The sequence below is a fragment of the Roseococcus pinisoli genome (assembly GCF_018413645.1).
GTDB classification, from domain to species: domain Bacteria; phylum Pseudomonadota; class Alphaproteobacteria; order Acetobacterales; family Acetobacteraceae; genus Roseococcus; species Roseococcus pinisoli.
On record NZ_JAHCDA010000003.1, the window covers coordinates 505,277 to 527,851 of the forward strand.

Here is a 22,575-nt window from a genome sequence, read left to right on the forward strand (position 1 = left end):
AATATCAGAGAATAGTTTGCATCTGGCGCAATTTATCCATTCCTGACGTGGTTTTAGGCTTTGGCCTCCTCGTCCATCCGCCGCGCCAGCCATTCGCCGATCATCACGCATGTAAAATGCGTATTGGCCCGGCAGTCGAAGGGCATGATGGCCGCATCGGCGACGCGCAGCCCGTCCACGCCCTTCACCCGCAGGTCGGGGTCGACCACGCCGCGGGGGTCCTCATAGGCCGTCATTTTGCAGGTGCCGGCGGCATGCTGCATGTCGTTCACCTGCTCCAGCATGACCCGGTCGAGCTCCGGCAGGGGCAGGGCCGCGACCTCGGCGATGTCCAGCCCGGTTTCGCCGAAGGTGATGCGGGTGGAGATGTCGGCCAGGGCCGGCTGCCGGGCGAGCTCGGCCAGGCGCCGCACGGCGTCGCGCATGCGCACCACGTCCCGATCATCGGCCAGCATGTTCTCCTCCACCACCGGGTCGATGCTCGGATCGGCCGAGGCGAGCGTCAGCTCGCCGCGCGAGAAGACGTCGTAGATGCCGGCCGCGACGCTGCCGATGGGGCCCGGCAGGTCACCCTGGCCGAAATACCGGTGGTTGAAGCCGATGAAGATCATGTCCCGGAAGCCGCCGCCGCCGAGGCCCGAGCTGTAGGTGACGCAGGAATTGGTATGGCGCTGCTTCGGGTCCTTGGAGACGTATTCCGGCTTCAGCTCCAGGTTGATCCGGCAGATCGCGTGGTCGTGGAAATGCTTGCCGACATGCGGCATGTCCTTCACGACCTCGATCCCGAGCTTCGAGAGCTCCGCCGCCGGGCCGAGGCCGGAGCGCAGCAGGATGGCCGGCGAGTGGATGGCGCCGGAGGACAGCACGATCTCGCGCCCCCGGATCTCCTGCCATTCGCCATCGAGCTGCACGCGCACCGCGACCGCCCGCCCATTCTCGATCACCACGCGATCGACCAGCGCGCCGCCGCGGATGGTCAGGTTCGGGCGGTTCCGCGCCGGCTCCAGGTAGCCGTCATTGGTGGTGACACGCTCGAAGTTGCGGCTGTTGATCGGGTAGCAGGAGACGCCCTCCTTGTCCGGGTCGTTCAGGTCCGGATTCCAGGGGTAGCCGCAGGCCAGCGCCGCCTCGCGCAGGCCCTTGTCCACGGGGCCCCAGGTCTCGAGCGGGGCACGATAGACGGGAATGGGGCCGCCCTGACCGTGATGAGGGACGCCGGCCATGTCCGGGTCGTCCTCCAGCTTCGTGAACAGGGGGATGACGTCCTTGGCCGACCATCCCTCGCAGCCCGCCTCGGCCCAGGCGTCGAAGGCGTCACCCACGCCCCAGATGGCGATCTGGGCGTTCACGGTGGAGGAGCCGCCCAGCGCCTTGCCGCGCCAGTAATATTTCTCCGCTTGCGCGCGGGAACGGCGCGTCACCAGCTCTGGCCACTGCCAGGCCAGCTGGTGCTGCCGGTCGTGCATGAAGGGGATGATGTTGCTGGAGCGCAGCGCCGGCGGCGCTTCGGCGGCCCGCCAGTCGCGGCCGGCCTCCAGCACGAGGACACTGCGCTTCGGGTCTTCCGAAAGGCGCCCGGCCAGGGCGGCACCGGCAGAGCCGGCGCCAACCACGATCACGTCATATTCGGTCATCAGGGCTTCTCGACGTTCCAGAAGAGCGGGATGGCGGAGGGGATCAGGTTGCGCAGCGTGGCGCGGTAGGCGGCGGGCTGGGCGAACTGGCCCCAGGGCACCGCCATGCCCTGCCCGTAGACGATGCCCTGGATCTGACCCGCGATGACGCGGCGCGCCTCCGCGGAGGGCGCGCGGGCGAAGGCGTCGAAAAGCTCGTTCATGGGCCGCGAGCACATGAAGCCCACCGTGCCGGTGTCCTGGCAATTGAAGTTGATCACCGAGTTGGTCAGCGGCGAGCCGAGGTCCACATTCAGCGCGTGCACGCCATAGGCATGCCAGCCGTCGCGCCGCGTGCGGCGGGCGAGCAGCGTGGCCCAGTCGGTCACCTGCGCATCCACGTTGAAGCCGGCGCGGCGCATACGGTCGGCCAGGATCTCGGTCGAGACGCGCGCGGCCTCGAGGTCAGAGGCGACCATCAGAACGATGGGCTCGTTGTTGTAGCGCGTGGCACGCAGCGCGGTCCGCGCCGCCTCGATGGAGGGATTGGCCAGCGCCGAGACGCCGACATCGGATTCGTTCGGCCCGCCGCAGGTGAAGAAGGCGGGGCAGGAGCGGGAGTAGCGCTGATCGAGGCCGAAGCCTTGCATCACCTCGTTCTGGTCGACGAGGCGCAGCAGCACGGCGCGGATGGCGGGGTCATCGAAGGGCGCAGCCGCGTGGTTCAGGCGGAAGTGGCCGGTGAACATCTGCGGCCCGGTGAAGTTCTGCACGGTGATGCGCCGATTGCGCTCGAACTGCGGCAGCAGGTCGAAGGGCGCGTACTGCATGTAGTCGATCTCGCCGGACTGCAGCGCCGCGGCGGCGGTGCCGGCATCGGGGACCACGCGGATGTCGAGGGCGTCGATCGTCACGCGCTTGCCGCCGGCGAGGAAGTCGGCGGGCTCGCTGCGCGGGACGTAGCGCGCATTGCGCCGGAGCAGCATCCGGTCGCCGGGGCGGTGGTCGGCGCGGGAATAGACGAAGGGGCCGGAGCCGACGATCTCGGTGATGCGCTCGGTGCCGGGCGTGCGCGCGAGACGCTCGGGCATGATGAAGGGCGTGGGCGAGGCCATGGTGCCCAGCGTCTCGATGACGAGGCCGTAGGGCTCCTTCAGCACCAGCCGGAAGGTCTTCGCGTCGACCGCCTCCAGGCTGGCCGTCGCGGCCATCAGCCGTCCGCCCAGGGCCGCACGGCTGGCCCAGCGCTGCAGGGATGCGACCACGTCGGCCGAGGTGACGGGGCTGCCGTCGTGGAACAGCAGGCCATCGCGCAGCGTGAAGGTCCAGGTCAGCCCATCGGGCGAGACCGTGTGGCTCTCCACCATCTGCGGCCGGTAGTTGAAGTTGCTATCCGGCGCGAAGAGCGTGTCGAAGACGGCATAGCCGAAGGTGCGCGTGATGTAGGCGCCGATGAAATGCGGATCGAGCGTGACGATCTCGGCTTCCAGCACCACCGTGAGGTTGGCGGCGGGGGCGGGTTTTGGCGCTCCCGAAAGGCTGGCCATGGCCAGCACGAGAAATCCCAACCGCTTCATCGCAACATTCCCCTCTAAGAGAGGGAATGCTGCGATGCGATATATCCGGCGTCAATGGGCGACCGGACTATCCGGCGGTCATTCGCCGGACTTCAGGCCGCGCTCGACGATGCGGGCATAGAGGGCCGAACCAAAGGGGATCGCCTCGTCGTTGAACATGTAGCGCGGGTTGTGCGGCATGGCGCCGTCGCCGTTGCCGACCAGGATATAGGCGCCCGGCACCTGCTCCATCATGAAGGAGAAATCCTCCGAGCCCATGGAGGGCGGCTTGCCGCGCGTCACCTTACCGGCGCCGACCAGCTCGGTCGCCGCCGCGACATAGGCGTCGGTCTGCTCGGGCGCGTTGACGGTCGGCGCGAAGATGAGGCGCCAGTCCACCTCGGCCGTGCAGCCCAGGCCCGCGGCCACGCCCGCGACCACGCGCTTCATGCCTTCCTCGACCTGCGTGCCCACCTTGCGGCTGAAGAAGCGCGCGGTGCCGGACATCGTCGCGGTCTCGGGGATGACGTTGTAGGCGTCGCCGCCGCCGATCTTGGTGATGCTGATCACCGCCGCGTCGGCCGGGTTCAGGTTGCGCGAGATGATGGTCTGCGTCGCCGTGGCGATGTGGCAGGCGGCGATGACCGGATCCATGCCCGCATACGGATGCGCGCCATGCGCGCCCTTGCCGGTGACCGTGATGTCGAAGAAGGCGCCGCCGGCCATGGCCGGGCCGTCGCAGATCGCATACTCGCCCACCGGCATGCCGGGGCGGTTGTGCATGCCGAAGACGGCATCGCAGGGGAAGCGGCTGAACAGCCCATCCTCCAGCATGGCGAGCGCGCCGCCGCAGCCTTCCTCGCCGGGCTGGAAGATGAAGTGGACGGTGCCGTCGAAGTTCCGCGTCTCGGCCAGGTACTTCGCCGCGCCGAGCAGCATGGTGGTGTGGCCGTCATGCCCGCAGGCATGCATCACGCCGCTGGTCTGGCTGCGATAGGGGACGTCGTTCGCCTCTTCGATCGGCAGCGCGTCCATGTCGGCGCGCAGGCCGATCGCCCGGTTGCCGGGGCGCCCGCGCAGCACGCCGACCACGCCGGTCTTGCCGACGCCACGATGGACCTCGATGCCGAAGGACTCCAGCTGCTTCGCCACGATCTCGGCGGTGCGATGCTCGCCCATGCCCAGTTCGGGATGGGCGTGCAGGTCGCGCCGGAGCTCCGTCAGCTCGGGATGGTATTCGCTGATCTTGCTGAGCGGGGACATGTGGCGGCAGCTCCTGAATGTTCGGGGAGCATGCTAGGTTCCGCGCCCGCGGCGGACAACCGGCCGCGCCGCCTCAGGCGGAGACGCGGGCCGTGTCGAGGAAATTCTTCAGCAGCGCGTGGCCGTGCTCGGAGGCGATGCTCTCCGGATGGAACTGCACGCCCTCGATCGGCAGGCTGCGGTGGCGCAGCCCCATGACCAGCCCGTCCGCCGTCTCGGCCGTGACCTCGAGCTCGTCGGGCAGGCTCGACCGCTCGACGACGAGCGAGTGGTAGCGCGTGGCGCTGAAGGGGGAGGGAAGGCCGACGAAGACGCCCTTGCCCTCATGCGTCACCTCCCAGACCTTGCCGTGCACCGGCGTGGGCGCGCGGATCACGCGGGCGCCGAATTGCTGGCCGATGGCCTGATGCCCGAGGCAGACGCCGAAGAGCGGCAGCCTGGCCTCGGCCGCCGCGGCGATGAGCGGGAGGCAGATGCCGGCCTCGTTCGGCGTGCAGGGGCCGGGGGAAAGCACCACCGCGTCCGGCCGCATGGCGAAGACGTCCTGCACGGAGAGCGCATCGTTGCGCTTCACCACCGCCTCTACGCCCAGGTCGCCCAGGAAGTGGTACAGGTTGAAGGTGAAGCTGTCGTAATTGTCGATGAGCAGAAGCATGCGACAGGATGTCGCGGGACGGCGCCCGGGGTCAAGCCGAGCGCCGTCGCCGGTAGCTCAGCGGTTGCCGGCGGCGAAGCGCACTGCCTCGTCGGCCGCCCGGAAGAGCGCCTTGGCCTTCTGGATGCATTCCTCGTGCTCGGCGCGCGCATCGCTGTCCGCCACCACGCCGGCGCCGGCCTGCACGTGCAGCATCCCTTCCTTCACCAGCGCCGTCCGCAGCGCGATGCAGACGTCCATGTTGCCGTCGACGCCGAAATAACCGACGCCGCCGGCATAGAGGCCGCGCCGCGAGGGCTCCAGCTCCTCGATGATCTCCATCGCCCGCACCTTTGGCGCGCCCGAGAGCGTGCCGGCCGGGAAGCCCGCCTGCAGCGCGTCCAGCGCCGTCAGCCCGGGACGCAGCTTGCCCCGGACCTCGGAGGCGATGTGCATCACCTGGCTGTAGCGCTCGATGCGGAACTGCGCCGTCACCTTCACGGTGCCGATGGCGGCCACGCGGCCGACATCGTTGCGGCCGAGGTCGAGCAGCATGAGATGCTCGGCGCGCTCCTTGGGATCGGCGAGCAGCTCGACCTCCAGGGCCGCGTCCTCCTCGGGCGTCGCGCCGCGGCGGCGCGTGCCGGCGAGGGGGCGGATGGTCACCTCGCCGTCCTTCGCGCTCACCAGGATCTCGGGCGAGGCGCCGACGGTCGCGAAGGTGCCGAAGTCGAAGAAGAACAGGTAGGGCGCCGGGTTGATCCGCCGCAGCGCCCGGTAGAGGGCGAAGGGCGCCAGGGCGAAGGGAGTCGAGAATCGCTGGCTCGGCACGATCTGGAAGGCGTCGCCGGCGCGGATGTATTCGCGTGCCCGCTCCACCGCCGCCATGTAGCCTTCCGGCGTGAAGTTCGAGGTCGGCGCCTGGGTGGGCGGCAGGCGCGTGGGCGGCGCCGGGCGGGGCAGGGGGCGCGCCAGGGCGGCCTCCGCCTCGTCGAGTCGCGACTGGGCCAGTGCCCAGGCGGTCTCGGCATCCTGCGCCTTGTCGGCCCAGACAGGGGTGATCAGCGTCAGCGCGTCGCGCACGTGGTCGAAGACGGCGACGATCGTGGGGCGGATCATCACGCCCTCAGGGATGCCCAGCACGTCCGGATTATCGGCCGGCAGGCGCTCCATCTGGCGCACCATGTCGTAGCCGAGATAGCCGAAGAGTCCGGCCGCGATGGGCGGCAGCCCCGCCGGCAGCGGCATGCGGATGGCCTCGATGCGCTTGGCCAGGGCCTGCAGCGGCGGCAGTTCCTCCGGCTCGAAGGCATGCGGCGCCGAGAGGGCGTGCGGGTTGCATTCCGCCACGCCGTCGCGGCAGCGCCAGATCATGTCGGGCGCCAGGCCGATCGCGGAATGGCGGCCGCGCGCGGCCCCGCCCTCGACGCTCTCCAGCAGGAAAGCATATGGCTTGCCGTCCGCCAGCTTGAGGAAGGTGCCGACCGGGGTTTCCAGGTCGGCCACGCGCTCGCGCCAGACGAGCTGCGGCTGCCCGGCCTCGAGGGCGGCGCGGAAACTCGCAAAATCTGGTGAGCTCATGTCATTCCCCGCCCGCGATCTGGTCGACCAGACGCGGGTTGATCCGAACATTGGCGCGCGCGCGGAGCGCGGCGATGTACTGCGCCTCGAGGTCCTCGGCCATCGCCTGGGTGGTCTCGGTGCGCAGCGTGGCCAGGGCCTCGGTCGAGCCGGAGAGATCCGGCTCGGTGATGCCCAGGAGCTGCACGACGGCGAAGGACTGCGGACGCTCGATCATCGTCGCGTCGCGGCCGCGCAGCTCGAAGACCGGGGCCAGCAGGTCGCGCGGCATCGGGTTGGCGCCGCTCGCCTCGCGGCTGAAGGGACCCAGCTCCTCGGCGGTGAGGCCGGCTTCCGTCGCGGCCTCGGCCAGGGTCTTGCCGGCGCGGGTGGCGGCCAGCAGGGCGGCGGCGCGCTCCTCCTGCGAGCGGCGGCGCGCATCGGCCACCCAGGCCGTCTCCACCTGCTCGCGCACCGTGTCGAGCGGGCGCAGGGCGGGGGCCTGGATGTCGCGCACCTCGACGGCCATGAAGCCCCAGTCGCCTTCCTGCATGCGGGGCGCGGCACCGCGCTCGGTGCCGAAGATCGTCCGCAGCACCTCGGTGCGGACGGGCGCGGCGACCGGGATCGCGGCCTCGGTGCCTTCCGGCGTGCGGCCGGCGGCGTCGATCTTCCCCTCGAAGAAGCCGAGCGAGAAGCGTCGCGCGGCCTCGGCCAGGGTGGAACCGCCGGCCAGCGCGTCCTCGACCTGGCTGACGCGCTCGAAGGCCATGTCCGCCGCGCGCTCGGCGGCGATTTCCTGGCGCAGCTCGTCACGCACCTCGTCCAGCGTCCGGATATGGCCGGCTTCCACCTGGCCGAGCTTCATGACGTGCCAGCCGAAGGCGGTGTGGACCGGGGCGGAGATGGCGCCCGGCTCAAGCGCGAAGGCGGCCTCGGCCAGCTCGGGCAGGGGCAGCTCGGTGCGCGAGCTGAGCGGCAGGGTGGAGGCCAGCCCGCCCGCTTCCTGCGCCGCCGTCTCGATGGCGGCGAAGTCGCTCTCGGTCCGCCAGCGCTCGGCGATGGCGCGGGCCGCCGCCTCGTCCTGCATCACGACCTGGAAGATCTCGCGCTTCTCGGGCGTCTCGAAGCGGCCGCGATTGGCGGCATAGGCCTCCTCGATGTCGTGGTCGCTGACTTCCACCTCGGTCATGATCCGCGCGGCGTTCAGCGTCGCGACGGCCACGTCCCGGTATTCGGGGGTCGAGAAGCGGGCGGCGTTGTTCTCATGGAAGCGCTCGAGCTGCGCCTGGGTCGGCGTGCCGGGATCCGGCGCGGCCGAGAAGGGCAGCTCGACCAGGGAGGCGGTCCGCTGCTGCTGCGCCCAGGAAAGGAGGCGGTTGGTCAGCGCCTCGGGCCCGGCGGCGCCGGCGCGCACGGCGCCGGTCAGCTGCTGGCGCGCGACGTCGGCGCGCAGCAGGCCAAGGAAGCGGGCCTCGGTCAGCTCGTTGTTGCGGAGGAAGGCGTCGAAGACGACGCGGGAGAAGCGGCCGTCGCCGCCGTGGAAGGCGGGGATCTGGAAGATGTAGTCGCGCACGGCCTCGTCCGGCACGGCGAGGCGCAGGCGCTCCACCTCCTGGCGGATCGCGCGGTCGAGCACGAGGGTCTCGATGGCCTGGCTGGCGATGGCACGGCGGATGGCGGCATTGATCTCGATGCGGCCCTGCAGCTGGCGCTGGACGCGCTGGAGCTCGCGCCGGGCGGCGTCCTGCGCCTCCTCGACCTCGATCTTGTCGCTGCCCACGCGCGCGACGGCGGTGTCGCGACCGAGGTTGCGAAGCGTGTCCTCGATCCCCCAGGCCGCGAAGGAGAGGATGAGGAGGACGAAAAGGGCCCTCGCGAACCACGTGCCGGCGAGGCGGCGCATCCAGGTGATCATGGCTTCGCGCATAGCGGTTTGCCGGGCGGTTGCCAAACGGGCCGACGGAAGGCTTGATCGGCGGGGACAAGTTAAGGTCGAATTGATGACGCCTGGAATTCGTCCGCTGATCGCGGGCAACTGGAAGATGCATGGCACCCTGCGCGAGGCCGCGCGCCTCGCCGAAGGTGTGCGAGAGGGCGTGAAGGGCGCGGATCTGCTCGTCTGCCCGCCCGCCGTCCACCTTCATCCGGTGGCCGTGGTGCTGCTCGGCAGCCCCGTCGCGGTGGGCGCGCAGGATTGCCACGCGGCGGCCAAGGGCGCCCATACCGGCGATCTGAGCGCCGAGATGGTGCGGGACGTGGGGGCGACGCATGTCATCCTCGGCCATTCCGAGCGCCGGGCGAATCACGGCGAGACCGATGCCGACGTGCGGGCCAAGGCCGAGGCCGCTCTGGCCGCGGGGCTCATCCCCATCGTCTGCGTGGGCGAAACGGAGGCCGAGCGCCTGGCTGGCGAGGCCGAGGCGGTCGTGACGAAGCAACTCGCCGGCTCGCTGCCGGACGGCTTCGCCGCGGCGGGCGGAATCGTGGCCTATGAGCCCGTCTGGGCCATCGGCACCGGCCGCACGCCGACCGAGGCGGAGGTCGCGGCGATCCACGGGACCATGCGGCAGTCGCTGGTCGGCCGCTTCGGCGAGAAGGCTCAGGGGACGCGCCTGCTCTATGGCGGGTCCGTGAAGCCGGGGAATGCGGCGGGGATCTTCGCCCTGGCGAATGTGGATGGCGCCCTGGTGGGGGGCGCGAGCCTGGTCGCGGCCGACTTCCTGGCGATCGCGCAGGCCTTCCCGGTCTGAGGCCTTAAGAGCCGCGGGCCGCATCTGCGGCCCGCGGGACCGGTCAGGGCCGGAGCCCGGCGTAGACCGCGGTCTCGAACTCCTCGAACATCTTCAGCACGGCCTCATCCGCGAAGGGCAGCAGCTGCGTGAAGACGGCGCCCGTGACGCCCGATCGCGGATCGATCCAGTAATAGGTGTTGAACAGCCCGGCCCAGGCCAGGCTGTTCGCCGCGCGCCGCCCCGGCACGGCCTCGGTGTTCAGCAGGAAGCCCAGGCCCCATTTCTTCCGCATGCCGGGGAAGAAATCGGCGAGATTGGCCCGGCCGGGCGTCGAGCTCGCCGGCAAGGGCGGCACCTCGACCGCGCCGATCTGGTTGCGCCCCATCTCCGCCACCGTCTCCGGCGCCAGGATGCGCGCGCCGTCCAGCGTGCCGCCGTTCAGCAGCATGCGCAGGAAGCGCAGGTAGTCCGGCCCCGTCCCGAAGAGCCCGCCGCCGCCGCCCTCGACCTCCACCTGCTCGGGCGGCGAGAAGTCGCGGTCGGGGGAGAGGGTGCCGTCCGGACCGCGCTGGTGCCGGCCGGCCATCCGCCCCTGAAGGGCGGCGGGGACGGTGAAGCCCGTCTCCTCCATGCCGAGCGGGCCCAGGATCCGCTCGCGGAAATAGGCGCCGAGGCCCTGGCCGGAGAGCGCTTCGACGACCTGGCCGACGAGATCGGTGTTGATGCCGTATTGCCAGCGGGTGCCGGGGTCGAAGACCAGCGGCAGGCCCTTGGCGGTGCGCGGGCCGCCGGAAAGCCCTGCCAGCCGCATGTAGCGGTCCAGCAGCGGGTCCCAATGGTCGTAGCCGTAGCTGGCCGTGTGCGTCAGCAGGTGCCGCAGGGTGACGATGCCCCGCGCCGGGCGGAGGATCGGCTGGCCGGTGGCGTCGAAGCCCTCCAGCACCTGCGGGGCGCGCATCTCGGGCAGGACGTCGCCCATGGCGTCGTCGAGGCCGACCCGGCCCTCCTCCACCAGCTGCATCGCGGCGACGGAGGTGACGGCCTTGGTCATGGAGGCCAGGGCGAAGACCGTATCCTCGGTCATGGGGGACGGCTCGCCCAGGGACCGCAGGCCGAAGGCGCCCTGGAAGACCGGCCCGTCCCGCGTCGCGGCGAGGGCGACCACCCCCGGAACCCGCCCCGATTCGACCATGACGCGCGGCGGGGCGGCGATGTCGGTCATTCCTGGTCTTCTCCCTTGTCAACATGCACTCTGGTCTTGGACCGGCGCGCGCGGTAGATGGACGGCAACATGAGCACCATCCTCCTCGTCATCTTCCTGATCGTCACCCTGGCGCTCATCGGGGTCATCCTCGTGCAGCGCAGCGAGGGCGGCGGCCTCGGTATCGGCTCCTCGCAGGGCATGGGCAACTTCATGGGGGGGCGGGGAACCGCGAACCTCCTGACGCGCACCACCGCCATCCTGGGCACCATCTTCTTCGTGATGGCCCTGGCGCTGGCGCTGCTGCACCGCGGTACCTCCCAGCAGAGCCGCTCGATCCTCGATGCGGCGCCGCCGCCGCCCGTCACCGCGCCGGCCGTGCCCGCGCTGCCGGCCGTGCCGACGAACTGAGCCCCGGCCGGGAGGGCGCGCCGCGCCCTCCGCCGACGCGCGAATCCTGCCCGGCGTGAAACGCCTTGGCAGGGTTGCGTCGAAGGGGGGTTGTTTCGCCACGGGCGAGGTCGCTATGACGAACTCCCATGGCGCGGTTCGTATTCATCACCGGCGGCGTGGTCTCCTCGCTTGGCAAGGGCATCGCAGCGGCTTCCCTCGGGGCCCTTTTGCAGGCGCGCGGCTATCGCGTTCGCCTCCGCAAACTGGACCCTTATCTCAACGTCGATCCCGGGACGATGTCCCCGTATCAGCATGGCGAAGTCTTCGTCACCGATGACGGTGCCGAGGCTGACCTCGACCTCGGGCATTACGAGCGCTTCACCGGCGTTCATGCCAACAAGGCCGACAACTGGACGACGGGTCGCCTCTATTCCGAGGTGATCGCGAAGGAGCGCCGGGGCGACTACCTGGGCGCCACCGTCCAGGTCATTCCCCACATCACCGACGCCATCAAGGACGCGGTGGTGGCGGACACCGAGGATTACGACTTCGTGCTCGTCGAGATCGGCGGCACGGTCGGCGACATCGAGTCGCTCCCCTTCCTGGAGGCCGTCCGCCAGCTCGCCAACGAGCTCGGCCAGACGAACAGCCTCTTCATCCACCTCACGCTGGTCCCCTACATCCCTTCGGCTGGCGAGCTGAAGACCAAGCCGACGCAGCACTCCGTGAAGGAGCTGCTGGGCATGGGCATTCAGCCGCAGATCCTGCTCTGCCGCTGCGACCGGGTGATCCCCGAGAACGAGCGCCGCAAGATCGCGCTCTTCTGCAACGTGCGGCCCGAGAGCGTCATCCCGGCCTATGATGCCAAGAGCATCTATGCCGTGCCGGCCAGCTACCATCGCGAGGGGCTGGACCGCGAGGTGCTGCGGCACTTCAACCTCAGCGTCTACGGCGACCCGGACATGACCGGCTGGGACCGCGTCGTGGAGCGCATCACCGCACCCGAGGGCGAGGTCACCATCGCCGTCGTGGGCAAGTACACGGGCCTGCTGGACGCCTATAAGTCGCTGAACGAGGCGCTGGCCCATGGCGGCATCGCGCATAACATGCGCGTGAAGCTGGACTGGGTGGACAGCGAGCTCTTCGAGAAGGAGGAGGGCGAGGTCGTCCGCCGGCTCGACGGCGTGCACGGCATCCTCGTTCCCGGTGGTTTCGGCGAGCGTGGCACGGCCGGCAAGATCGAGGCCGTGAAGTTTGCGCGCGAGCGGAAGATTCCCTTCCTCGGGATCTGCTTCGGCATGCAGATGGCCGTCATCGAGGCGGCGCGGAACCTGCTGGACATCCAGAACGCCTCGAGCACCGAATTCGGTCCCTGCGACGAGCCGGTGGTCGGCCTGCTCACCGAATGGGTCCGCGGCAACGAGCGCGAGACCCGCAGCGAGGGCGGCGACCTGGGCGGCACCATGCGGCTCGGCGCTTATCCGGCGCTGCTGGCCGAGGATTCGCTGGTCCGGAAGGTCTACGGCAAGTCCCGCATCGAGGAGCGGCATCGCCATCGCTACGAGGTGAATGTCGGCTACCGCGACCGGCTGGAGAAGTCGGGCCTCCGATTCTCCGGCATGTCGCCGGACGGCATCCTGCCCGAGATCATCGAGTATCCGGACCATCCCTGGTTCGTGGGCGTGCAGTTCCACCCGGAGCTGAAGTCCAAGCCCTTCGCGCCGCACCCGCTCTTCGAGGGCTTCGTGGGCGCGGCTGTGCGGCAGGCGCGGCTGGTCTGAAACCCGTTGCGGCGGCGTCCTGCTTTCCAGCAGGATGACCGCGCCGCGGCGGGGACCAGCCGATGAAACGGAGACACCTTCTGTCAGCTCTCCCGGCGTCCTTCGCGGCCGCCGGCACCGCCCGCGCCCAGCAGCACTGGCTGGTGGGCGACTGGGTGGGGGACCTCCTGGGCTCCCGCGACGCCGATCCCCGCCGCCGGCTGACCGTGACGTCGGTCGACGTGGCGGGGGGAACGGCGAGGGGAAGCTGGGGCCGCAACGAGACGCCTATCCAGATCAGCGGCGATACGGTCCGGCTCACCACCGGCGGGAACAGTCCCGTCGTGCTGCGCTACACCGCGCCCGACCGGCTGGAGGGCACGGTCTCCCAGAGCAATTCGGGCTCGCGCCCGCCCTTCACGATCGTGATGCGGCGCCGTTGATCCGCGTGGCGGCGATCGTCGCGAGCAGGAGGGCCGCCACCCACCAGTACTGCCAGGCGCCATAGCTCAGCATGGCGATGACCAGGCCCGCGGCATAGGCGCCGCAGGCTGCCCCACCCCGCGAGGCGAGGGCGAGCATCGCCAGCAGTCCGGCCATCAGCAGAGCACCGATGGCGCCGAGCTCCAGCCAGACCTGCAGCGCCAGGTTATGCGGGTGGAGCGGCAGGAGCTGGGCGCCGGCGAACCACTCGCGCTTGGCGGTGAGCCCGAAGGCGGCCAGCGTGGCGGCGTCCGGATGGCCGGTCCCGCCGGGAATGGCGCGGCTGGCGTCCATGCCCCAGCCCAGGAATGGTGCTTCCTGGATGCGCTGCGCGACGAAATCCCAGATCAGCAGGCGGTGCGCGGCCGATTCGGGCAGGCGCCCTGCATCCAGCGGCAGCAGGGCCTGCAGGACCCAGGGCAGGCCGAGGACCAGCACCGCCGTGCCCAGGGCCAGGGCCCCGCGCGTCAGCCGCGGCCGCCAGCTGCCCGCCAGCCCGAAGGCCAGGCCGGCCAGCACGGCGATCTTCGCGCTGTCACCGGGCAGGGCGAGCACCACGGCGCCCCCCACCACGCCCAGCGCGACGCGCGGCCAGAGCGGCAGGGCATTCGCGAAGACGCCGAGGGGCAGCAGCAGCGCGAGCACCGCCGCGGCATTCTTCAGGCCGAAGGAAAGGGTGACGTCCCAGGCCGGCAGGCCGCGCACGCTGCCGCGCAGCGCATTGCCGCTGAGATGGTCGAAGCCCGCCGCCGCGATCCCGATCGCGACGCCGATCGCCGCCGCCCGGGCGATTCGCGGGGAAGGGGCCTCGGCGCTCAGCGCATCGGCAGCCAGGACGGCGAGAAGGAGGGAGACGGCCAGCCGCGCGGCGCCGTCGAGCGCACGTCCCGCCTCCGGCGCCCAGAGCGCGGAGACGATCATCCAGGCGAGAAGGGAGATCGCGGCCCAGGCCAGGGCCGGCGGGGCGGAAGGGCGCCAGCCCCGGAGCCAGCCCAACACCGCGCAGCCGGCCATGCCGGCCAGCGCGATGGGGGCCATCACCCGGTTCTGGAGCACCACGGCGAAGGGCGCGACGGCGAGAGCCGCCGTCAGCGCCCAGCTAGGCGATATCACCGGCGGTGGATCAGACCGCGGCGATGCTTTCGCGGCGCAGCTGCACCGCGAGCTCGTCGAGCGACTTGCTGAACCGATCCAGCATGTCGACGATCTCCTCCGCCGTGATGATCAGCGGCGGCGAGAAGGCGATGCCGTCGCCCGGCAGCGCGCGCATGATCAGCCCATTGGCCTCGGCGATCTTCGTGAGGCGGGGACCGATCTTCTGGGCCGGGTCGAAGGCCTTCTTGGTGGCCTTGTCCGCCACCAGCTCGACGGCGCCGATGAGGCCGATGCCGCGGACTTCGCCCACCAGCGGGTGGTTGGCGAAGCGGCTGCGCAGCCCGTCCTGCAGGACCGGCGCCACCTTCTTCACATGCGCGACGATTTCCATCTCGTCGTAGATCTTCAGCGTCTCGACCGCGACGGCGGCCGGAACCGGATGGCCCGAATAGGTGAAGCCATGGCCGAAGGAGCCGATGGACGCCGAGCCGTCGGCCAGGCCCTGGAAGATCCGGTCGTTGATCAGCACGGCCGAGATTGGCAGGAAGGAGGCGCTGAGCGCCTTGGCGCAGGTCAGGATGTCCGGCTGGATGCCCATGGACTGGCAGCCCCAGTACTCGCCGGTCCGGCCGAAGCCGCAGATGACCTCGTCGGCCACGAAGAGCACGTCGTGCTTCTTCAGCACGGCCTGGATCTTCTCGTAGTAGGTGGCGGGCGGCACCAGCACGCCGCCGGCACCCATCACGGGCTCGGCGAAGAAGGCGGCGACCGTCTCGGGGCCTTCGGCGATGATCAGCTCGTCGAGCTCGGTGGCGCAGCGCGTCGCGAACTGCTCCTCGGTCTCGCCCGGCCGGCCCTCACGATAGTAATGCGGGGTCGTCGTGTGCAGCACGCCCGCGATCGGCAGGTCGAACAGCTTGTGGTTGACGGGCAGGCCGGTCACCGAGCCAGCGGCGATGGTGATGCCGTGGTAGCCCTTCAGGCGACCGATGATCTTCTTCTTCTCCGGACGCCCGATGGCGTTGTTGAAGTACCAGATCATCTTGACCGCGGTGTCGTTCGCCTCGGAGCCCGAGTTGCAGAAGAACACCTTGCTCATCGGCACCGGCGCGCGCTCGATCAGCATCTCGGCGAGGTCGATCGCCGGTTCGTGGCTGCGGCCCGTGAAGGCATGGTAGAAGGGCAGCTGCTTCATCTGCTTCGTGGCGGCCTCGACCAGGCGCGCATTGTCGAAGCCGAGCGAGGCGCACCAGAGGCCGGCCACCGTCTCGATGTAGGAATTGCCCTGGTCATCGAAGACCCGCACACCTTCGCCGCGGGTGATCACCAGCGGGCCGTTTTGCGCATGGGCGCGAGCATCGGTGTAGGGATGCAGCAGGTTCGCGATGTCGCGGGCGGCGTTTGAATTGCGCGGCGGGGTCATTGGGCCATCCTTGCAGGGGTCCGCGCACCCTACGCCTCCGCGCGGCGTCTTGGAACCCAAAGCTGAGCACGGACGCTTCGCGCCCGAGGGTTTCGGGGGCATTCTCCAAAGATGACCGAGATCAGGCCGCACGCCTCGCATTGGGGCTTATTCGACGCGATCACCGAGAACGGCCGCCTCGTCGGCGTCCGGCCCTTCGCGCAGGACCCCGTTCCGGCCGCCCTCATCGAATCCGTGCCGGCGACCGTGAACAGCGCGGCGCGCATCGACCGGCCCTATATCCGCAAGGGCTGGCTGGAGGGGAAGCGGCGCGGCCACTTGCGCGGCGGCGATCCCTTCGTGCCGGTGAGCTGGGACCGCGCCATCCGCCTGCTCGCCGAGGAGACCGCGCGGACCCGCGCCGAGCATGGCGACGCCGCGATCTATGGCGGCTCCTACGGCTGGTCGAGCGCGGGGCGCTTCCATCACGCCAAGAGCCAGCTGCAGCGCTACCTGAGCCTGGGCGGCGGCTACACCTTCTCGGTCAACGCCTATTCCTATGCGACCGCGCAGGCGCTGATGCCCCACCTGCTCGGCACCAACGAGGTCTTCCTCGGCCGCATGACCGACTGGGCCGCCATCGCCGAGAACGCGAAGCTGATGCTCTGCTTCGGCGGGCTCGCGGCCAAGAACGGCTACGTCACCTCCGGCGGCGCGGCCAATACCTATGGGCCGAACATGCGCGCGGCCGTCGCGGCGGGCGTGAAGATGGTGAACATTTCGCCCTATCGCGCCGACACCGAGGACGCACTGGCCGCCGAGTTCGTCCCCATCCGCCCGAGCACCGACACGGCGCTGATCCTGGCGATGATCCATCACATCGTCAGCCTCGGCCGCGAGGACCGCGCCTTCCTCACCACCCATTGCGTGGGCTGGGACCGTCTGGCGCCGACGCTGACGGACAAGACGCCCGAATGGGCGGAAGGCATCACCGGCGTCCCGGCCGTGACCATTCGCGGGCTGGCGGAGCGCTGCCTCGCCCAGCCGACCATGCTCACCGCCGCCTGGTCGTTGCAGCGCGCGGATTACGGCGAGCAGCCCTATTGGGCGCTGATCGCGCTCGCCGGCGTGCTCGGCAGCATCGGCAAGCCGGGACAGGGCGTGGCCTTTGGCTACGGTTCCTCGGGCGGCATCGGCAATCCGCGCCGCGAGATGCCGAGCCTCTCGCTCTCCGCCGCGCGCAACCCGGTCAGCAGCTTCATCCCGGTCGGCCGTATCACGGAGCTGCTGGAGCGGCCGGGCGGCACGCTCGACTATAACGGCCGCGTCCTGAACCTGCCGGACATCCGCATGGTCTGGTGGGCGGGCGGCAATCCCTTCCACCACCACCAGGACCTCAACCGCCTGCTGCGCGCCTGGGCGCATCCCGAGACCATCGTGGTGCACGAGCCCTGGTGGACCGCGGTGGCGCGCCACGCCGACATCGTGCTGCCCGCGACGACCACGCTCGAGCGCAACGACATCGGCCATTCCTCGCGCGATCGCTTCATCCGCGCCATGCATCAGGCGATCCGCCCCCTGGGCCAGGCGCGCAACGACCACGACATCCTGGCCGATCTCGCCGATGCCGCGGGCTTCCGGGACCGCTTTACCGAGCAGCGCGACGAAGGTGCCTGGCTGCGCCACATCTACGGCCGCTGGCATCAGGCCTGCGCGCGCATGGGCTTCGACGCGCCGGATTTCGACACCTTCTGGGAAGAGGGCCATGTGGAGCTGCCGCCCGTCGAGCGCGGGCAGAGCTTCACGCAATTCGCCGATTTCTGGCGCGATCCGGAGGAGAACCCGCTCGATACGCCCTCCGGCAAGGTGGAGCTTTTTTCCGAGACCATCGCGGGCTTCGGCCATGCCGATTGCCCCGGCATGCCGACCTGGATGGAGCCGCGCGAATGGCTCGGCAATGCGGCGGCGGACGAGCTGCACCTGCTGAGCTACCAGCCGCCGACGCGCCTGCACTCGCAGCTCGACCCCGGGCCCATCGCGGCCCGCGACAAGATCCAGGGCCGCGAGCCCCTGGTGATCCATCCGGAGGACGCCGCCGCGCGCGGGTTCGAGGCCGGGCAGGTCGTCCGCGTGTTCAATACCCGCGGCGCCTGCCTCGCCGGCATCCGGCTCGACGACCGGCTGGCGCGCGGCGTGGTCCTGCTCGCGACCGGCGCCTGGTACGACCCGCTGGAGCCTGGCGTTCCCGGTAGCCTCTGCGTCCATGGCAACCCGAACGTGCTGACGCCCGATATCGCGACCTCCACGCTGACGCAGGGCATGTCGGCGCAGTCCTGCCTCGTCCGCATCGAGGCCTGGGAAGGGCCCTTGCCGCCCATTCGCGCTCATGTTCCGCCCACCATCGAGGAGATGCCGGCATGATTTCCCGTCGCGCCCTCCTGGCCGCGCCCGCGCTCCTGCCGGCCATCGCCGCCGCCCAATCGGCCTTTCCGGTGCTGCAAGACGACACCGTCGCCCCTGGCTTCCGCCGCGGCGTGCTGATGCGCTGGGGTGATCGCGTAACCTTCGACGCCCCGCCCTGGGACCCGCGCACGACCAATGCCGAGGCCGCTTCCGCCCAGTTCGGCTGGGATGCGCGGCTCGTGGACCTCGTGATCCCGCCGCTGGCGGCCGATCGCGTGCCGCGCGGCGTGCTCGCCATCGCGCATCCGACCGTCTCCGCCGCCATGGCCTTCCCCGGCGGTGTCGACCGGCCGGAGGTGGCGGGCGCGATGCAGGGCGCCTCGCTGGTCAATGTCGAGCGCCAGGGCGGGCGCTGGATCGTGAGCGACGGCGGCTTCCAGTCGCGACGGCTGACCGCGGCCAACCTCTGCCGGGCCGCGGGCCCCCTCGCCACGGATACGGGCGGTGCCCTGCGGGGAGTCATCGCGATCACCGGCGGGTGCGCGACGCCCTGGGGCTCGCTGCTGCTGACTGAGGGCGACCCGGCGCCCTGGGTCCAGCGCCTCGGCCTCCACAGCGCCGAGGCCTATGGCTGGCTCGTGGAGCTCGATCCGCTCGATCCGCAATCCATTCCGGCGAAGCAGACGGCCATCGGCCGCTTCCCGAAGTCGGATGCAGCGGCGGCGGTTTCGCGCGCCGGGCAGGCGGTGGTCTTCGTCGCCGAGCGTGGTGCGGGCGGCTACCTCTTCCGCTTCCTTTCCTCCGGCCCCGCGGCGGGCGAGGCCCCGCTCGAAGCAGGGTCGCTCGCGGTCGCGCGGATGCAGGCCGGCCGCCTCGACTGGGTGCCGCTCGCCGATGCGACCAATCCAACGGAGGCAGCCCGCCAGGCCGGCGGCACGGCCCTGGATGCGCCGTCCGGCCTCGCCTGGGACACGGCCGGCAACCGGCTGATCCTCTGCGGCAAGTTCGGCGTCCTCTCCCTGCTGCCCGAGGGCGGCGATGCGGGGGCGGCGGCCATGTCGGTCCAGCGGCACGACACGGGCGGCCTGGCCGTGCGCACCATCGCGGCGGACCGGAATGGCGGCGTGATGCTGGGTACGGACACGGACGGCGTGATCGGGCCCGCGGCGCAGAGCCTGTGGGTCATGGAGGCATCGGGCCTGCGACCGATCTACGGCGCCCCGCGTGCCGCGGGCATCGGTGGCGCGGCAGCCTCCCCGGACGGGCGCGTCATCTTCACCGTGGCCCGCCGGCCGGGCGCGGAGCCAGGCGCGAGCTTCGAGCGGCCTTCGACCCGCTGGCCGGAATTCCAGCCGGGCGTGCCGCCGCGATCGGCGCTGCTCTCGCTCGCGCGGGGGTGAAGGACGCCGCCGGACGGCCTGTTTCCTGACCTTGCCTCGACGTCACTGGCGGGGGGTCGCCCTGGTCACGCGGCCCGTCTAGCTTGCGCGCCCAGGAGGAAACTGGATGCGATTTGACCTGCCGGACACCCCGCCGGATTCCGAGGCCCTGCGCGCGGAATTGCGCGCCTTCCTGAGCGAGGCGGGCCGGAACTGGTCGCCCGGAACACGCGCGCGCTCCTGGATGGGATTCAACCGCGGCTTCTCGCGCCAGGTGGGCGAGCGCGGCTGGATCGGCATGACCTGGCCGAAGAAGTACGGCGGCCATGAGCGCAGCAGCCTCGAGCGGATCGTCGTGCTGGAGGAGATGCTGGCGGTGGGCGCCCCGGTCGGCGCGCATTGGATCGGCGACCGGCAGTCCGGCCCCCTTATCCTGCGCCTCGGCACCGAGGAGCAGCGGCTGCGCATCCTGCCGGGTATCGCGCGCGGCGAACTGGCCTTCTGCATCGGCCTCTCCGAACCCGATGCGGGCAGCGACCTGGCCGCGCTGCGCACCAAGGCCGAGCGCGACTCCAACGGCTGGGTGCTGAACGGCCGCAAGATCTGGACGACCTTCGCCCATAAGAGCGACTACATGATTGCGCTGGTGCGGACCTCGCCCGCGCCCGAGGGCGGCTCCCGCCATGCCGGGCTTTCGCAGTTCCTCGTGGACCTCACGCTGCCGGGCATCACCATCCGCCCCATCCGCGACCTCGCGGGCGAGGACAGCTTCAACGAGGTCACCTTCGACGACGTGAAGCTGCGCCCCGACGACCTGCTGGGCCAGGAGGGCGCCGGCTGGGCCCAGGCCACTTCCGAGCTCGGCTTTGAGCGCAGTGGCCCCGACCGCTACCTCTCCTCCTTCCCCGCGCTCTCGACCGGCATCGACGCCTTGAACGCCGCGCCGCAGCCGGGCGCCGAGGTCACGATCGGCCGCATGGTCGCGCGCCTGGCCACGCTGCGCGGCATGTCGCTCTCGGTGGGCGGCATGCTGGAACGCGGCGAATCGCCGCAGGTCGAGGCCGCGCTGGTGAAGGATGCCGGCAACCTCTTCGAACAGGCGCTGCCGGAGCATCTGCGCAACCTGCTCGACCCCGGCGATGCCTCGCCGGAGCTGCGCGAGATGCTGGGCGTCCTGGCGCAACTGGCGCCCACCTTCAGCCTGCGCGGCGGCACGCGGGAGATCCTGCGCGGCATCATCGCGCGCGACCTGGGGCTTCGCTGATGAACGACCTGCGTTCGATCCTCACCGAACAGGTGGATCGCCTCATCGGCGATGCCGGCGGCATCGCGCTGCTGCGCCAGATCGAGGCCGGCGAATGGCCGGCGGAGCTCTGGGCCGGGCTGGAGGCGCAGGGCCTGGCCCTGGCCCTGGTGCCCGAGGCGGCCGGCGGCGTCGGCCTCTCCTGGGGCGATGCGGCGGCGATCTGGCAGGTGCTCGGCCGCCATGGCGCGCCGGCGCCCATCGCCGAGACCATGCTGGCCGGCGCGCTGCTGGCCAGCGCCGGCATCGAGGTGCCGGAAGGCCCGCTCGGCCTCGCCTGCGGCAGCGCCGCGGTTCCCTATGGCCGGCATGTCGCGCGGATCGTGCTGCTGGAAGGCAACACGGTCGCGCTGCATGAGCCGGGCGAGATCCGCCCCGCCGGCAATGTCGGCCGCGAGCCGCGCGACGCCGTGATGCCCGGCCCGCGCATCGCCCGCGCCCTGCTGCCCAACGAGTTCGGCCCGCGCGCCGGGCTGCTGGGTCGCGCGCTGATCCGTTCCGCCGTGATCGCGGGCGCGCTGGAGCGCGTGCTGGCGCTGACGGTGGACTGGGCGAATACCCGCAAGCAGTTCGGCCGCCCGATCGGCAAGTTCCAGGCGGTGCAGCAGCAGCTCGCCGCCATGGCGGGCGAGGTCGCGGCCGTGAGCGTCGCCGTCGGCCAGGCCGCCCGCGCCGCGGATGCGCATGGCCTGTCGGGCGCCGCCTTCGAGATCGGCTGCGCGAAGGTCGTGGCCGGGGAGGCTGCGACGCTGGGCGCGGCCACGGCGCACCAGGTCTTCGCCGCCATCGGCATCACCGAGGAGCATGAGCTCCACCACTTCACCCGCCGCCTCTGGTCCTGGCGGGAGGAGGGCGGCACCGAGCGCTTCTGGGCCGCCGAGATCGGCCGCGCGGCGTTGTCGCGCGGCGGCGCGAATCTCTGGCCCGACCTTACCGCCCGCGATCCACAGGGAAGCAACTGATGAGCGATTTTCTTCTGATCGAGCAGCACGGCCCGGTCGTCACCATCACCCTCAACGCGCCCGAGCGCCGCAACGCGATCTCGAGCTTCTCGGATTGCGACGAGGTGGAGGATGCCTGCCGCCGCATCACGCGGGACGAGAGCGTGCGCTGCGTCATCGTGACCGGCGCCGACCCTGCCTTCTGCGCGGGCGGCGACCTCAAGGGCATGCGCGATCGCACCGGCATCATGGCGGCGACGAGCGCGGCCGAGATGCGCGAGAATTATCGCCGCGGCATCCAGCGCATCCCGCTGGCGCTGTGGGAGCTCGACGTGCCGACCATCGCCGCCATCAATGGCCCGGCGATCGGCGCAGGCCTCGACCTCGCCTGCATGTGCGACATGCGCATCGCCAGCGAGAAGGCGATCTTCGCGGAGAGCTTCGTGCGCGTCGGCATCGTGCCCGGCGACGGCGGCGCCTGGCTGCTGCCGCGCGCGGTCGGCCTCGCCATGGCGGCCGAGATGTCCTTCACCGGTGATCCGCTGAACGCCGAGCAGGGGCTGGCCGCGCGCCTCGTCTCGCGCGTCGTGCCGCATGCGGAGCTGCTGCCGGCGGCGAAGGAGCTGGCCGCGCGCGTGGCGAAGAACCCGCCGCAGGTGCTGCGCATGACCAAGCGGCTGCTGCGCGAGGGGCAGCATATGTCGCTGCCCTCGCTGCTCGAGCTGTCGGCCGCCTATCAGGCGATCGCGCAGGAGACCGAGGATCACAAGGAGGCGGTGAACGCCATGCTGGGCAAGCGCGCCCCGGTCTTCACCGGGCGCTGAGCCAAAGTCCGGCGCGGGGAAGGATCCCCG

Annotated in this window: 18 protein-coding genes; 9 read left to right on the plus strand and 9 right to left on the minus strand. The window is 70.8% G+C overall.

All coding sequences use genetic code 11. The features are described 5' to 3' along the window. Nucleotides 1-53: 53 nt before the first annotated feature. The 6 genes from KHU32_RS17430 to KHU32_RS17455 form a co-directional block, all read right to left on the minus strand. On the minus strand, nucleotides 54-1,634 hold the full coding sequence (locus KHU32_RS17430) for a GMC family oxidoreductase (protein ID WP_213671424.1): 1,581 nt from the start codon (nucleotides 1,632-1,634) through the stop codon (nucleotides 54-56). Next, complete coding sequence (locus KHU32_RS17435) at nucleotides 1,634-3,190, minus strand: ABC transporter substrate-binding protein (RefSeq protein ID WP_213671425.1); 1,557 nt, start codon at nucleotides 3,188-3,190, stop codon at nucleotides 1,634-1,636. The genes KHU32_RS17430 and KHU32_RS17435 overlap by 1 nt, the downstream gene beginning before the upstream one ends. A gap of 78 nt (nucleotides 3,191-3,268) precedes the next feature. Continuing rightward, entirely contained in the window at nucleotides 3,269-4,432 is a 1,164-nt protein-coding gene (locus tag KHU32_RS17440) for a M20 aminoacylase family protein (RefSeq protein ID WP_213671426.1), read from the minus strand. Between the two features lie 73 nt (nucleotides 4,433-4,505). Continuing rightward, a complete protein-coding gene (locus KHU32_RS17445) occupies nucleotides 4,506-5,087 on the minus strand; it encodes an anthranilate synthase component II (RefSeq protein ID WP_213671427.1) in 582 nt (193 codons plus the stop codon). Between the two features lie 57 nt (nucleotides 5,088-5,144). Next, nucleotides 5,145-6,647 (minus strand): anthranilate synthase component I, encoded by a 1,503-nt coding sequence (gene trpE, locus KHU32_RS17450; protein WP_213671428.1) that lies wholly within the window; start codon nucleotides 6,645-6,647, stop codon nucleotides 5,145-5,147. Between the two features lies 1 nt (nucleotide 6,648). Continuing rightward, nucleotides 6,649-8,556, minus strand: a complete 1,908-nt coding sequence (locus KHU32_RS17455) for a peptidylprolyl isomerase (RefSeq protein ID WP_213671429.1) — start codon at nucleotides 8,554-8,556, stop codon at nucleotides 6,649-6,651. A gap of 85 nt (nucleotides 8,557-8,641) precedes the next feature. On the opposite strand from KHU32_RS17455, the gene tpiA reads away from it, so the two are divergent. Then, entirely contained in the window at nucleotides 8,642-9,379 is a 738-nt protein-coding gene (gene tpiA, locus KHU32_RS17460) for a triose-phosphate isomerase (protein ID WP_213671586.1), read from the plus strand. A gap of 43 nt (nucleotides 9,380-9,422) precedes the next feature. On the opposite strand, the gene KHU32_RS17465 is transcribed toward tpiA, so the two are convergent. After that, the gene (locus KHU32_RS17465) at nucleotides 9,423-10,583 is read right to left on the minus strand and encodes a serine hydrolase domain-containing protein (RefSeq protein ID WP_213671430.1); all 1,161 of its coding nucleotides are present in this window, start codon (nucleotides 10,581-10,583) and stop codon (nucleotides 9,423-9,425) included. A 69-nt stretch (nucleotides 10,584-10,652) separates the two neighbouring features. On the opposite strand from KHU32_RS17465, the gene secG reads away from it, so the two are divergent. From secG to KHU32_RS17480, 3 genes are all read left to right on the plus strand, one after another. Beyond that, nucleotides 10,653-10,973 carry a preprotein translocase subunit SecG gene (secG, locus tag KHU32_RS17470; RefSeq protein WP_213671431.1) on the plus strand — a complete coding sequence of 107 codons (321 nt, stop codon included), beginning with the start codon at nucleotides 10,653-10,655 and terminating at the stop codon, nucleotides 10,971-10,973. Between the two features lie 128 nt (nucleotides 10,974-11,101). Beyond that, the gene (locus tag KHU32_RS17475) at nucleotides 11,102-12,736 is read left to right on the plus strand and encodes a CTP synthase (RefSeq protein ID WP_213671432.1); all 1,635 of its coding nucleotides are present in this window, start codon (nucleotides 11,102-11,104) and stop codon (nucleotides 12,734-12,736) included. 62 nt (nucleotides 12,737-12,798) lie between these two features. Continuing rightward, nucleotides 12,799-13,158: a hypothetical protein gene (locus KHU32_RS17480; protein ID WP_213671433.1), complete on the plus strand. Its 360-nt coding sequence runs from the start codon at nucleotides 12,799-12,801 to the stop codon at nucleotides 13,156-13,158. Here KHU32_RS17480 and KHU32_RS17485 read toward each other — a convergent pair. Further along, nucleotides 13,133-14,311 carry an O-antigen ligase family protein gene (locus tag KHU32_RS17485; protein WP_213671434.1) on the minus strand — a complete coding sequence of 393 codons (1,179 nt, stop codon included), beginning with the start codon at nucleotides 14,309-14,311 and terminating at the stop codon, nucleotides 13,133-13,135. The genes KHU32_RS17480 and KHU32_RS17485 overlap by 26 nt on opposite strands. 10 nt (nucleotides 14,312-14,321) lie before the next feature. Beyond that, nucleotides 14,322-15,716 (minus strand): aspartate aminotransferase family protein, encoded by a 1,395-nt coding sequence (locus KHU32_RS17490; protein ID WP_213671435.1) that lies wholly within the window; start codon nucleotides 15,714-15,716, stop codon nucleotides 14,322-14,324. Between the two features lie 111 nt (nucleotides 15,717-15,827). Between KHU32_RS17490 and KHU32_RS17495 the strand changes: the two genes are divergently transcribed. From KHU32_RS17495 to KHU32_RS17515, 5 genes are all read left to right on the plus strand, one after another. Then, entirely contained in the window at nucleotides 15,828-18,116 is a 2,289-nt protein-coding gene (locus KHU32_RS17495; protein ID WP_213671436.1) for a molybdopterin-dependent oxidoreductase, read from the plus strand. Next, nucleotides 18,113-19,498 carry a PhoX family protein gene (locus KHU32_RS17500; RefSeq protein ID WP_213671437.1) on the plus strand — a complete coding sequence of 462 codons (1,386 nt, stop codon included), beginning with the start codon at nucleotides 18,113-18,115 and terminating at the stop codon, nucleotides 19,496-19,498. Before KHU32_RS17495 ends, KHU32_RS17500 begins: the two co-directional genes overlap by 4 nt. A gap of 106 nt (nucleotides 19,499-19,604) precedes the next feature. Continuing rightward, on the plus strand, nucleotides 19,605-20,741 hold the full coding sequence (locus KHU32_RS17505; protein WP_213671438.1) for an acyl-CoA dehydrogenase family protein: 1,137 nt from the start codon (nucleotides 19,605-19,607) through the stop codon (nucleotides 20,739-20,741). Next, the gene (locus tag KHU32_RS17510) at nucleotides 20,741-21,742 is read left to right on the plus strand and encodes an acyl-CoA dehydrogenase (RefSeq protein ID WP_213671439.1); all 1,002 of its coding nucleotides are present in this window, start codon (nucleotides 20,741-20,743) and stop codon (nucleotides 21,740-21,742) included. Before KHU32_RS17505 ends, KHU32_RS17510 begins: the two co-directional genes overlap by 1 nt. Beyond that, nucleotides 21,742-22,545: a crotonase/enoyl-CoA hydratase family protein gene (locus KHU32_RS17515; protein WP_213671440.1), complete on the plus strand. Its 804-nt coding sequence runs from the start codon at nucleotides 21,742-21,744 to the stop codon at nucleotides 22,543-22,545. The genes KHU32_RS17510 and KHU32_RS17515 overlap by 1 nt, the downstream gene beginning before the upstream one ends. Nucleotides 22,546-22,575: the final 30 nt, after the last annotated feature.

Bases quoted from the DNA above. Each gene is read 5' to 3' on its own strand.
- KHU32_RS17480 (WP_213671433.1), top strand. From the start codon at position 12,799: ATGAAACGGAGACACCTTCTGTCAGCTCTCCCGGCGTCCTTCGCGGCC.
- KHU32_RS17490 (WP_213671435.1), bottom strand. From the start codon at position 15,716: ATGACCCCGCCGCGCAATTCAAACGCCGCCCGCGACATCGCGAACCTG.
- KHU32_RS17515 (WP_213671440.1), top strand. From the start codon at position 21,742: ATGAGCGATTTTCTTCTGATCGAGCAGCACGGCCCGGTCGTCACCATC.
- KHU32_RS17465 (WP_213671430.1), bottom strand. From the start codon at position 10,583: ATGACCGACATCGCCGCCCCGCCGCGCGTCATGGTCGAATCGGGGCGG.
- KHU32_RS17475 (WP_213671432.1), top strand. From the start codon at position 11,102: ATGGCGCGGTTCGTATTCATCACCGGCGGCGTGGTCTCCTCGCTTGGC.
- secG (WP_213671431.1), top strand. From the start codon at position 10,653: ATGAGCACCATCCTCCTCGTCATCTTCCTGATCGTCACCCTGGCGCTC.
- KHU32_RS17495 (WP_213671436.1), top strand. From the start codon at position 15,828: ATGACCGAGATCAGGCCGCACGCCTCGCATTGGGGCTTATTCGACGCG.
- KHU32_RS17440 (WP_213671426.1), bottom strand. From the start codon at position 4,432: ATGTCCCCGCTCAGCAAGATCAGCGAATACCATCCCGAGCTGACGGAG.
- KHU32_RS17505 (WP_213671438.1), top strand. From the start codon at position 19,605: ATGCGATTTGACCTGCCGGACACCCCGCCGGATTCCGAGGCCCTGCGC.
- KHU32_RS17500 (WP_213671437.1), top strand. From the start codon at position 18,113: ATGATTTCCCGTCGCGCCCTCCTGGCCGCGCCCGCGCTCCTGCCGGCC.
- KHU32_RS17430 (WP_213671424.1), bottom strand. From the start codon at position 1,634: ATGACCGAATATGACGTGATCGTGGTTGGCGCCGGCTCTGCCGGTGCC.
- KHU32_RS17445 (WP_213671427.1), bottom strand. From the start codon at position 5,087: ATGCTTCTGCTCATCGACAATTACGACAGCTTCACCTTCAACCTGTAC.
- KHU32_RS17510 (WP_213671439.1), top strand. From the start codon at position 20,741: ATGAACGACCTGCGTTCGATCCTCACCGAACAGGTGGATCGCCTCATC.
- KHU32_RS17455 (WP_213671429.1), bottom strand. From the start codon at position 8,556: ATGCGCGAAGCCATGATCACCTGGATGCGCCGCCTCGCCGGCACGTGG.
- trpE (WP_213671428.1), bottom strand. From the start codon at position 6,647: ATGAGCTCACCAGATTTTGCGAGTTTCCGCGCCGCCCTCGAGGCCGGG.
- KHU32_RS17435 (WP_213671425.1), bottom strand. From the start codon at position 3,190: ATGAAGCGGTTGGGATTTCTCGTGCTGGCCATGGCCAGCCTTTCGGGA.